Raw genomic sequence first — 11,868 nt, 5'->3', positions numbered from 1 at the left:
TCCCCATTCCCCATTCCCCATTCCCAATTCCCAATTCCCCATTCCCAATTCCCAATTCCCCATTCCCAATTCCCAATTCCCCATTCCCCATTCCCCATTCCCCATTCCCATTCCCCATTCCCCATTCCCAATTATGCTACTTCCCTTAACCCGCGAAACCTTTCAAGAACTAATTCCCGCCGTCGCCACGGGAGCGCAATACAAATATATATGGGGAAAACCGCCCGATTTTTTGAGGCGAATGTTAATCTCTGCCGTCATCGTAGTTTTTCTTCTGGTAGTCTATAACTTGGCCGGTTCCGATGTCGGGCCGCTAGTTTTAATCACCGGATTGATAGCTGGTTTGTACTGGCTGTGGGGACCGATTTGGTGGGCGAGTTTGCGGAATGCAGAATGTCGCAAATATCAATACTGCGGTTTTTGGCAAGGACGAGTTTTGGATGTATACATCACAGATGAAGTCACAAGTCAAGAAGAAACAGTCAATCAAAAAGGACAACTCGTAATAGTTGACAACCTAGAACCGCGCATCAACTTAGAAGTTGGTGACAAAACCGGATTTACTACTACACTTCGAGCTCCCTTGCGGAAAGAACACCAAGGAATTGTCCCCGGCCAAGCTGCTTTAATGTTAATTATGTCAAATCAAGAAGATTTAGGCAGAATTGCCAAAGTTTCAGATATTTATATTCCCAGCCGCGACGTGTGGGTGAGCGACTATCCTTATTTACGCAGAGATTTGTTTGTCGAGATGAGCGAGCAGATAAAAAAAGGTAGACAGAAAAAAAGACCCGATCGCACTAATCAAAGGAGAGATGTAAAAAGGCGATCGTCCGCTGATTATTAAATTATTAATAAAGCAGAGTCCATAATCCACGTTAAAAATTGTACTCGGCAGTTGAAACCGCCCACTCTAATAAAGAAGTTTTTAACGCGGATTTAGTATTAATTTCTGCTCGAAGGTCGAGTTTTCGGACGCCAGAAAAATTCAGACAGCTTCATTTTTGGTTGACCTAGCCGTTTGCGCCACGCTTCCATATAAGTGTAAAATACCGGAGTCAGATACAGCGTTAAAACTTGCGAAAACAGCAATCCACCGACGATCGCAATTCCCAACGGACGGCGCGATTCGGAACCGCTACCAACTCCCAGGGCGATCGGCAAAGTTCCAATTAAAGCCGCCATCGTCGTCATCATAATCGGACGGAAGCGGACGATGCAAGCTTCGTAAATGGCATCAAACGCGCTTCTGCCTTCTTGGCGCTGTTTCTCGATCGCAAAATCTACCAGCATGATACCGTTTTTCTTGACAATTCCCACCAGCAGAATAATCCCGATAAACGAATAGAGATTGAGTTCAACCTGAAAGATTACCAGCGTTAACAGTGCACCAAATCCGGCTGACGGTAAACCTGACAAAATTGTCAGCGGGTGAATGAAATCCTCGTACAAAATGCCGAGAATTAAATAAATCACCACAATAGAAACTACCAACAAACAACCTAAATCGTTAAAAGATTGGTTGAATACCTGTGCGGCACCTTGGAAACTTGTTGTCACTGACGGCGGCAAAATATCCTTTGCAACTTTCTCGATAGCTGCGGTTGCTTGACTCAGTGATGTGCCTGGAAGAGTGTCAAAGGAGATTGTAGCAGAGGGCAATCCAGTTAGGTGATTGACGGTTAGCGGGCCGACTGTTTGGGTGACATTTGCGATCGCACTTAGCGAGATCATTTGTCCGGTGTTCGATCGCACGTAAAGCATCGACAAAGCACTCGGATCGCGCTGAAACTCAGGCTTGAGCTCTAACACAACCGTAAATTGATTGTTCGGGGTATAAATCGTCGAAACCTGTCCTGAAGCGTAAGCTGCGCTGAGGGTTTTTTGCACTTGTTGAGCACTAACGCCGACGGCTGCGGCTTTGTCGCGATCGACTTTAACTTGAAGCTGAGGCGTGCTCAGTTGCAAATCGCTATCCACACCGCGCAATCCCGGTAGCGTTTTGATTTTAGCTAACAATTCCGGCACCGCTTGACGCAGCGCTTGCAAGTCTAAACTTTGCACCGTAAACTGATATTGTGAATTTGTTTGTTGACCGCCGATCGGAATCGCAGCAGGAGAGCGTAAAAAAGCTTGAATCCCCGGAATTCCGCGCAATTTAGGAGTCAGTTGTTGGATGATTTCGTCGGCACTGAGGCGGCGCTGCGATCGGGGTTTGAGCCTAATTGTGATGCGTCCGTTGTTCGCGGATGCGTTCGGTCCGCTCGCACCTACAGTTGAGTTCAACGCTGCGATGTTGGGATTTTTCCGAATAATATCAACGACTTTTTGTTGGTGAAGCAGCATATCTTCAAAGGAAATATCTTGCGCTCCTTTTGTGTTAACCATCAGTTGTCCGGTGTCTTCAGTCGGAATAAAGCCTTTCGGAACCAGAACGAACAGATAAGCCGTCAATACCAGCAGAATTACAGAAACAATCAGCGTCACAAAACGGTATTTCAAGACAGGCTTTAGCGACCCTTCGTATCCTTGCAGCAGCAGCTCAAATCCGCGCTCAGAAATGCGATATAAGCGGTTTTGTCGTTGGTGGTGTGACGATTGGAGAAATCGACTGCACAACATCGGCGTCAGGCTCAGAGAAACAAATCCCGAAACCAAAATTGCCACCGAAATAGTCACTGCAAATTCATGAAATAATCTACCGATTAATCCACCCATAAACATAAGGGGGATAAATACGGCGACTAATGAAAGCGTCATTGATAGAATTGTAAAACCAATTTCTCTCGACCCTTTTAATGCTGCTTCTAGCGGTGCTTCTCCCATTTCTTGGTGGCGAACAATATTTTCGAGAACCACGATCGCATCATCCACCACAAACCCCACTGAAAGCGTCAGCGCCATCAGAGACAAGTTATCTAACGAGTATCCCAACTGATACATCACCGCAAACGTACCGATAATCGCCACAGGCAAAGCTAAACTCGGAATTACCGTCGCTGTGAGGTTCCGCAAAAATAGGAAAATTACTAAGACAACCAGACACACGGACAAAACTAAGGAGAACTTTACATCATCTACAGAAGCCCGAATTGATTGAGAGCGATCGTACATAATTCCCATTTCGATCGATTGGGGAATTTGTTGTTTGAGTGCGGGTAACATTTGCACGATCGCATCGACGATTTCGACAGTATTTCCATCGGGTTGAGGCTGGACGGCTAGCAAGATTGCAGGTTGATTTGTAACATTTTTATCGCTGTACAAATTCAAGACTTTGTTATTCTGCACGTCGTCAATCACGTTTCCTAAATCTTGCAGCCTCACTGCTGCGCCATTTTTGTAAGCAACGATCAGCGATCGGTATTCGGCTGCCTTATTTAATTGACCGTTTACCTGAATTAAATAGCTTTTGTTATCGCCCGAAAGGCTTCCGGTGGGCAAGTTGACATTTCCTTGCGTAACTGCGGTTCTAACTTGATCTAATCCGATTCCCCTGGCGGTCAATTCTCGCGGATCGAGTTGAATCCGCACTGCATATTGTTTCTGCCCGTAAACCTGCACTTGCGCCACACCGTCGATCGCTGAGATGGGTTGTGCGATCGTCACTTCTGCAGCTTCATCCACTTCTGCAATTGGCAGGGTTTTGGAGTACAAATAAAGGTATAGAACCGGCGCAACCGAAGGGTTAACTTTGCGGTAGGTAGGCGGTTTGGGCATTCCCGACGGCAATGAACCTGCGGCGGCGGCGATCGCAGCTTGTACGTCTTTAGCAGCAGAATTCACACTGCGGCTGAAGTCGAATTGTAGGGAAATGTTCGCGCTACCGGTGGAACTGGTGGAGTTAAACGAATTGAGGCCAGCTATTTCAGTGAACTGTCTTTCTAGCGGCGCGGCGACTGAGGATGACATTGTTTCGGGGGTGGCACCGGGTAAGCTAGCAGAGACACTCACAAAGGGATATTCAACGTGAGGTAAGGCGCTAATTGGTAGCAGAAAATAACTCATCAAACCGAAGATTAGGATGCCGATTGTGACCAGGGCGGTCATTACGGGGCGGCGGATAAAAATTTCTGAAAGGTTCATAATTATGAAGGAAGAAGGAAGAAGGAAGAAGGAAGAAGGAAGAAGGAAGAGGGAAGAAGTTGTAGGGTGTGTCGCCCTCCAAAATACTTAACCAAATATCGATAACCTTATGGCGACGCACCTTATACCAGGTTTACTATCCTAAAAATATCTGCGTTTATCTGTGTTTATCTGCTTGACATCTGCGGTTTATGTATCAATCAAAGACTTATGCAATCTTGTCTCTTTAGTTGGGGATCGATCGCAGGCGACGCACCCTACGAATATTTTATAAAGGTTATTTTACCCTCCTCATTTAAATGAAAAAACTTGCCGAAAATTCACCTCATTGAGCTTTTTCCGCCAGGATTCCATGTAGATGTAAAATACGGGCGTCAGATACAGTGTCAAAACTTGTGAAAACAAAAGTCCGCCGACAACGGCAATTCCTAACGGGCGGCGAGATTCCGAACCCGCACCAACTCCTAGGGCAATGGGCAATGTTCCCATTAGTGCCGCCATTGTGGTCATCATAATCGGTCGAAAGCGCACTAAGCAGGCTTGATAGATTGCTTCCGCTGGTTTTTTGCCGTCGTCGCGCTGGGCTTCGATCGCAAAATCCACCATCATAATGCCGTTTTTCTTAACAATCCCTACCAGCAAAATGATGCCGATGAATGAATAAACGTTGAGTTCAACGCCAAACAACATCAGCGTTAATAACGCGCCAAATCCCGCCGAAGGCAATCCCGACAGAATTGTAATCGGATGGATGAAATCTTCGTACAAAATACCGAGAATCAAATAGATTACCAAAATTGCCACGGCCAACAGAAACCCCAAACTCGGCAGCGAACTTTGAAATACTTGACTCGCGCCCTTATAATTGGTAGAAATGCTGTCAGGAATTACCGATTTCACGATTTTGTCGATCGCGCTGTTTGCCGTTCCCAGCGCCACCCCAGGAGCGAGGTTGTAGGAAATTGTCGCAGCATTCATCCTACCGACATGGTTGACAATTAACGGTGCAACTCCCGGAGTGATTTTGGCAAACGTTGCTAGCGGTACTTGTGTTTGACCGCCAGAAGCATCACTCGAATTGCTGCCCGCTGTAGCGATGTAAAGCTGCATCAAAGCATTGGGATCTTTTTGATACTTTGGTTCTAGTTCCAAAATGACTTGATACTCGTTACTCGCACCGTAAATCGTGGAAACTTGGTAAGCGCCGTAAGCATTTCTCAGAGTGTTTTCAATTTGACTGGCAGTAATTCCTAATGCTGAGGCTTTGTCGCGATCGATATCAACTTTGATTTGAGAAGTCATCTGCAAATCGCTGTTAACATCCTGAATTTCTGGCATTGCTTTCATTTTGTCAACCAGTTGCGGCACGTACTCCCGCAGCGGAATTACATCAGAACTTTGCAGCGCGAGTTGATACAATCCAGTGCTTTGTTGAGTGCCCAGCGGGATTGCCGGAGGATTTTGCAAGAAGACTTGAATGCCGGGAATCTCTGCTAGCTGCGATCGCAAATTCTCCACAATTTCATCGGCACCCATCTGCCGCTGCGAGCGCGGTTTCAGCCGAATAAACAAGCTTCCCGAATTTCCGGCAACTGCCGCCCCGCCGCCATTTGCACTCGCTCCTGCCCCGATATTCGAGTTAACTGCTTCCACATTTGGATCTTGGCGAATCGCGCTGACAACGGCTTGCTGGTGGCGAACTAATTCATCAAAAGAGGCATCTTGTGCAGCTTGAGTAATGCCCGTGATTTGTCCGGTATCTTGGCTGGGAATAAAGCCTTTGGGAACCGCGATAAATAGTCCAACTGTGACAAACACCATTGCGAAGGACAAAATCATTGTGGTGCGGTGATATTTTAAAGCTTTCTTGAGGCTCCAATCGTACCAACTCAAAAATACCTCGAATACATACTCTGAAGCTCGATAAAGCCGGCTTTGATTGGCGTGATTTACCGGACGCAAAAAACGGCTGCACAACATCGGTGTCAGGCTCAAAGATACAAAGCCTGAAACCAAAATTGAAACTGCAATCGTCACTGCAAATTCATGAAACAAGCGCCCCAACAACTCGCTCATAAATAACATCGGAATAAACACCGCCACCAAGGAAAGTGTCATCGATAAAATCGTAAAGCCGATTTCCCTAGACCCGTTTAGCGCCGCTTCTCGCGGGGTTTCTCCTTCTTCTATGTGGCGGACGATGTTTTCGAGCATGACGATCGCATCATCGACTACAAAGCCGACGGATAGCGTCAGTGCCATCATCGACAAGTTATCTAGCGAGTAGTCCAATAAGTGCATGACGCCAAAGGTTGCGATCAGCGAAACCGGCAGCGCTAAGCTGGGAATGACTGTGGCAGATAGATTGCGTAAAAATAAGAAAATTACTAAGATGACTAGGGCGATCGTCAAAACGAGGGTAAACCGAACATCATCCACCGACTCCCGAATCGATTGAGACGCATCGTACATCACCCCAAGATCGATCGAACTCGGAATCTGAGTTTTTAAGTTGGGCAGCAATTTTTGAATCGTCTCTACAACTTCTACAGTATTTGTGCCCGGCTGTCTTTGAATCGTGAGGATAATTGCGCGATCGTTGTTATACCAACTCGCAAGTTGAGTATTTTCTACGCTGTCAATTACTCGCCCTAATTGTTCGAGATAAATCGGCTGTCCATTTTTATACGTCACAATTAAACGGCGGAATGCTGCTGCATCCTGAAGCTGTCCGTTGGTTTGCACGGTAAAGTTTTTATGGCTGCCGGAAAGGCTTCCTGTGGGTAAGTTGACGTTTCCTTGTTCGATCGCAGTTTGCACCTGATCGATGCCAATTTGCCGCGTTGCTAACTGTTGCGGATCGAGTTGAATTCTAGCAGCATACTTTTGAGAACCGTAAATCTGCACTTGCGCCACACCGGCGATTGTCGAAAGCTTTTGCGCTAGATAGGTTTGTGCGTATTTATCAACCTCAGAAAGCGGAAGTGTTGGGGAAGTGAGATAAAGGTAAAGAATCGGCCCGTCGGCGGGGTTGACTTTGCTGTAAGTCGGCGGATTTGGCAAATCGTTGGGCATTTGACCCGAGGCCGAGGAAATTGCCGATTCCACATCTTGCGCCGCATCGTCAATATTGTGGCTGAGATTGAATTGAAGCGTAATTTGAGTTTTGCCGCTGGTACTCGTTGAGGTTAGCGTATCGAGTCCAGCAATGCTAGAAAATTGCTTTTCTAGCGGGCGCGCCACCGATGCCGCCATCGTTTCCGGGCTAGCGCCGGGCCGGGAAGCGCTGACTTGAATCGTGGGATAATCGACGTTTGGTAAATCGCTAATCGGCAGTAAGCGATAACTCATCCAACCAAAAATCAGAATTGCCGCCATCACCAAGGTGGTCATAATTGGACGGCGAATAAACGGTTCTGAGAGATTCATTATATCAAATCCGGTTAATTACTTATCAAACTTATACGGGCATAGGGCATAGGGCATAGGCGGGAGTGGGCATAGGGCATAGTCGAAGAAACAAAAGGTACGATCGCTATTCAACCGGACATGATATTAGTTACCTCCGCCCTGCGGATTCTGGCGCGATTTCCATGACTGATTCCCCGATGAATTCGAGCCTCTGCCAGATTTTTCACCCGATTTTTTAGCTCCAGATATGTCTGAATTATTACCTTGACTTCTATCAGAGCTATTGCCTAAACCCTCAGAATTATCTTTAGCATCTGCTGCGGTTTTAATGCGAATCTTGCTACCATCAACCAGATTTGCTTGTCCGTCGGTGACAACTTCATCACCCGCCTCCAGACCTTTTTGGATGACAGTTAAGCCGTTGATTGTATTGCTGACAACTACAGGCACATTTTCCACTGTATCGTCTTCTTGGGCGACAAATACGAATTGTCCGTTCGGCCCTGTCTGTACAGCTTGTGAGGGAACAACAATCGCATTTGGCTGTTGACTTAATGTTAGAGTTGTGTTAACAAATTGACCTGGGAAAAGTTTGCCATCTGCGTTATTAAAGTCGCCAATCAGTTGAATTGAGCCAGTGGCATTGTCAACCGTATTGTTCACAAATGACAAGGTTCCCGATATCGGACGATTGTTTCCAGCAAAGGTGACATCAACTTTAAGTTTGCCGTTATCCGCGTATTTTTGGATTTGTGGGAGGTTGGATTCAGGAACGGAAAAGGCAACTTGAATTGGATTAATTGTGGAGATTGTCACCAAGGGTTTATCGGTGCTTGCTTGCACCACATTGCCGACTGTCACCAGAATATTTCCGGCACGCCCGTCGATCGGCGCATAGACCTTGGTATAGGATGATTGCACTTGAGCATTTTTCAAGGCACCGCCGTCTGCACTCAACCCAGCTTGAGAACCCTCGATCGCAGCCCGATCGCCCTCCACCACAGCCCGAGCATTCTCAATCCCCACTAAATCGCTTTTCACCGCCGTCTCAGCATTCTCAATCCCCACTAGATCGCTTTTCACCGCCGTCTCAGCATTGGCGATCGCCACTTCATCACTTTTGACGGCTGCCTCAGCATTGGCAATCCCGATGCGATCGCTCTTCACCGCCGTCTCAGCATTGGCGATCGCTTGCTTGTCAAGATCGACCGTTGCCGCAGCAGCTCGGCTGCTGGTAGCGTATTGTTGGGCTTGGTCTTGACTGATTACTCCTTGTTTGTAGAGGGCTGCGTACCGTTGACTTTGTGCTTCGGCATATTGGGCTTGAGCTCGATCCTTGGTCAAGGTGGCGATCGCTTGCTTGACTGCGCCTTGGTCTTTTTCCAGAGTCATTCTGGCTTGCTCGACAATTCCTTTGTCTTTAGCAAGAGTCATTCTGGCTTGCTGGACAATTCCTCGGTCTTTTTCCAGGGTGGCTTTGGCTTGCTCGACCATTCCTCGGTCTTTGTCAAGGGTTGCTCTGGCTTGTTCGACAACTCCTTCGTCTTTAGAAAGGTTGGCTGTGGCTTGTTGCACCTGTGCTTGGCTTTTGGCTACGATTCCTTGAGCTTGCTGGATCGAGGCAGTTTGAGAGCGATCGTCGATCGAAAACAGCAGTTGTCCTTTCTTAACTTCTTGTCCTTTCTTGAAATAAACTCCTGTAATCCGCCCGCTAGCTTGTGGTGTCACCGAGACAGTAGAACTCGATTGCACGTTGCCGATCGCTTGCAACTGTATCGGAACCGTTTTTTTCGTTACTGTTGCCACTGTCACCGGAGTTATTTGCAGTCTACCGCTGCGGCTCGGTTTTTCCGCTTTAGGAGCAGTCGATCGCACCCAAACCAAAAATCCCAACCCACCCACCAGCAGCAACCCCAACAGAAACAGCGCAATCCGCCCTTTCGCCAGCACCTTTTCCGTCGGTTGTTTGACTGCAACACTTTCCGCCGGTTCGCTCTGGGGCAATGCTGGAGCTTCCTGAAAAACTTCACGGAGAGCGTCTTTTGGAGTTTCACTAACAATTTCTACGTTATGCGTCGGTTGCTCGTTCAGCTTCTGATTTTCGTCAGAAACTTTAGGGCGAGTGCCATTCCGACTGTCACTAATAATTTCCTCGATCATCACAAACCTCTTTTGTAACTAACATCTTGCACTCTTCTCAAAAACAGGCTTTTCTGCCTGTTCTACAGGAGATAAATTTTCTCGCTTCACAGGCAGAAAAGCCTGTTCGTAAAAGGCTTATTCACAATGGTGCAAAAAGTAAGCAACATCTCAGTTCTAACTAACATCTTGTATCATTTACAGCAGATTCCACGTTGATAAAGTACACCCATCAAGCGTTCAATCGCTGTAGGGAAACGGCACTGCCGTGTCCTCTATCTTTGCTTACCTAAAAAATGCTGTATTATTCTCAAGAACAGGCTTTTCGGCCTGTTCCACAACACATCTATTTTCTTGTGGAGTAGACGGGAGAACCCGCGCAAGTCCTGTATCAGTTTCGCCCTACAAGTTGCCCAATCAGAACATTATTGCGAGCTTGTTTGAGACTGCTTTTGCCCCCGAGGATAAGCAGTCTTGAGAATTTCTTTAATTTTTGTCTTTTGTTCGGCGGTGAGATTTAGTTCGGACAAAGCTTTCCGCATTTTTTCACCTCCCTTGACTTTAGTTTCCAACTGTTGTACCTGCTCGGGCGTCAACACCGCTTCGACTTGTTTGCGAAGTTCCTCGCGTTTCTGTGCGCGTTCTGCATCCGTTGCTTTCGGTTGCGCTGAACTTGGAGTTGCAGTCGCCGCGACAGGTTGAGCAGTTTGAGTGGAAGCAGAATCCGCCTTCCCTTGGTCGGAACTTACTGGATTAGCCGCAGTCGTGTCAGGTTGGGTAGCTTCGGAAGCATTGGATTGCGTACAAGCAGACAAACCGCCAACCAAAAGTGCACCGACGAGGACAAATGCTGGTACGATCGTTGTTCTTTTCATAATTCACTGCCTTTAATTAACCTTCACCACCAAATCTTAGCGGCTAAAATCCGCCAGCGCATGACCCAATACTCCTAACCAGACCAGTCAAAAAGCACTTTGCAGTTGTGACTTTTTTCCTAGTCCCAAAACCCAAAATCAGTCTAAAAGGCTCTAGCGCGATCGTTGGCGGATTCGCTAAGCTGCTACACATATAAATTGTTTGTTATGGCAAAAGGGGACAGCGGGAGTAGGAGAGAGAGTGCGAGGGGAAGAGAGGGAGAGTCGGAGAGGGGGACAATTGCTTAATTCCCAATTACCAATTACCAATTCCCTCAACATCCATCCGTTACAGCCGTTACATCCGCTAGACAATCCGTTGCCGAACTTCTGCCTTCTGAACATAAGGGGGTAACGTGTTTTTTGATTCCAAGATACCTTCTACAATTAGGTCAGCGCCCTTGCTTGAATCGCTCCTGCTTTTGATGGGGAAAAGTTCTATGATTCGCTTGACCTATCCGTCCTTTCGCTTGTTGCTTTATTTGGAGTGGCTGCTGCTGGCGACGGCAGCCTTGATGGAACTGCTGCATCCGTTTCAGTCGCTCTGGTCGCTGCTGTTACGGGTTGGCGCGATCGCACTTTTCGGCGCGATCGGGTTGCGTTTGCCAACCGTTCGGTTAGGTAGAAAAGTTTTATTTACAGCCCTAGAATTTGGCTTAATTTTGCTGCCCATTGTCCACGAAGGGTTATCGAGCCGATCGAGCTTTTTGCTTTTTCTCGTGCTGCTGATGCGCAGTTGTATGATTTTCCGCCAGCCGGGGCAGTTGATTGTTTTAAGTTTAGCCCTGCTTTCCTATAGTTCGCTGTTGTTATCAAAACCCATTTTTCCTGATAAAATTCGGGCAACAGTTTGGGAATGGCGATTCAGCAATGTGTTATTATTTGGCTTGACATTAGTGTTCGCTTTATTATTAATTAATGCGTTGATTGCGGAACGTCAAAGCCGAGAGCAATTAGAAATTGCCCATGATAAATTAGCCATGGCTCACGAACAACTGCGCCACTATACGCTGCGAATTGAAGACCAGGCAACTTTGCAGGAACGCAACCGGATTGCTCGTGAAATCCATGACGGACTCGGCCACACCCTCGCGGCTCAAACTATTCAGCTCAATAATGCCCTATTGTTCTGGAAATCGGAGGATGAGAAAGCCCTGGAGTTTCTGAAACAGGCGAAACAACTCGGATCGGAAGCTTTGTTAGAAATTCGCAAATCTGTTTCGGTGTTGCGATCGAATCCTGGTAGTGCTTTTTTGTAAAGGGCGGAGAAAAATAGTAAAATAGAGCGACGATCGTGAAAGAGGAATGATGGAATGAA

Annotated in this window: 7 protein-coding genes; 3 read left to right on the top strand and 4 right to left on the bottom strand. The window is 47.0% G+C overall.

The annotated features are described in order from the left end of the window. Positions 1-133: 133 nt before the first annotated feature. Positions 134-847, top strand: coding sequence for a phosphate ABC transporter permease (locus tag QUB56_RS09015; RefSeq protein ID WP_332954810.1), 714 nt, complete (start codon positions 134-136; stop codon positions 845-847). A 98-nt stretch (positions 848-945) separates the two neighbouring features. Here QUB56_RS09015 and QUB56_RS09010 read toward each other — a convergent pair whose 3' ends face one another. Continuing rightward, positions 946-4,050, bottom strand: a complete 3,105-nt coding sequence (locus QUB56_RS09010) for an efflux RND transporter permease subunit (RefSeq protein WP_332954809.1) — start codon at positions 4,048-4,050, stop codon at positions 946-948. On the opposite strand from QUB56_RS09010, the gene QUB56_RS09005 reads away from it, so the two are divergent. Then, positions 4,025-4,177: a hypothetical protein gene (locus QUB56_RS09005; protein ID WP_332954808.1), complete on the top strand. Its 153-nt coding sequence runs from the start codon at positions 4,025-4,027 to the stop codon at positions 4,175-4,177. The two genes, QUB56_RS09010 and QUB56_RS09005, sit on opposite strands and share 26 nt — an antisense overlap. A 200-nt stretch (positions 4,178-4,377) precedes the next feature. Here the strand turns inward: QUB56_RS09005 and QUB56_RS09000 are convergent, their stop codons facing one another. The 3 genes from QUB56_RS09000 to QUB56_RS08990 form a co-directional block, all read right to left on the bottom strand. Next, positions 4,378-7,515, bottom strand: a complete 3,138-nt coding sequence (locus QUB56_RS09000) for an efflux RND transporter permease subunit (RefSeq protein WP_332954807.1) — start codon at positions 7,513-7,515, stop codon at positions 4,378-4,380. A 126-nt stretch (positions 7,516-7,641) separates the two neighbouring features. After that, positions 7,642-9,657 (bottom strand): efflux RND transporter periplasmic adaptor subunit, encoded by a 2,016-nt coding sequence (locus tag QUB56_RS08995; protein ID WP_332954806.1) that lies wholly within the window; start codon positions 9,655-9,657, stop codon positions 7,642-7,644. A gap of 404 nt (positions 9,658-10,061) precedes the next feature. Next, positions 10,062-10,511: a hypothetical protein gene (locus QUB56_RS08990; RefSeq protein WP_332954805.1), complete on the bottom strand. Its 450-nt coding sequence runs from the start codon at positions 10,509-10,511 to the stop codon at positions 10,062-10,064. Positions 10,512-10,990: 479 nt separating this feature from the next. Between QUB56_RS08990 and QUB56_RS08985 the strand changes: the two genes are divergently transcribed. Further along, complete coding sequence (locus QUB56_RS08985; RefSeq protein WP_332954804.1) at positions 10,991-11,809, top strand: histidine kinase dimerization/phosphoacceptor domain-containing protein; 819 nt, start codon at positions 10,991-10,993, stop codon at positions 11,807-11,809. The last annotated feature ends 59 nt before the right edge of the window (positions 11,810-11,868 follow it).

Source organism: Microcoleus sp. AR_TQ3_B6 (genome assembly GCF_036702785.1).
Taxonomy (GTDB): Bacteria; Cyanobacteriota; Cyanobacteriia; order Cyanobacteriales; family Microcoleaceae; genus Microcoleus.
This window is presented reverse-complemented; position numbering and strand designations above follow the sequence as displayed.

Coding starts and splice junctions, on each gene's coding strand:
- QUB56_RS09015 (WP_332954810.1), top strand. CDS start 134: ATGCTACTTCCCTTAACCCGCGAAACCTTTCAAGAACTAATTCCCGCC.
- QUB56_RS09005 (WP_332954808.1), top strand. CDS start 4,025: ATGCCGATTGTGACCAGGGCGGTCATTACGGGGCGGCGGATAAAAATT.
- QUB56_RS09010 (WP_332954809.1), bottom strand. CDS start 4,050: ATGACCGCCCTGGTCACAATCGGCATCCTAATCTTCGGTTTGATGAGT.
- QUB56_RS09000 (WP_332954807.1), bottom strand. CDS start 7,515: ATGAATCTCTCAGAACCGTTTATTCGCCGTCCAATTATGACCACCTTG.
- QUB56_RS08995 (WP_332954806.1), bottom strand. CDS start 9,657: ATGATCGAGGAAATTATTAGTGACAGTCGGAATGGCACTCGCCCTAAA.
- QUB56_RS08990 (WP_332954805.1), bottom strand. CDS start 10,511: ATGAAAAGAACAACGATCGTACCAGCATTTGTCCTCGTCGGTGCACTT.
- QUB56_RS08985 (WP_332954804.1), top strand. CDS start 10,991: ATGATTCGCTTGACCTATCCGTCCTTTCGCTTGTTGCTTTATTTGGAG.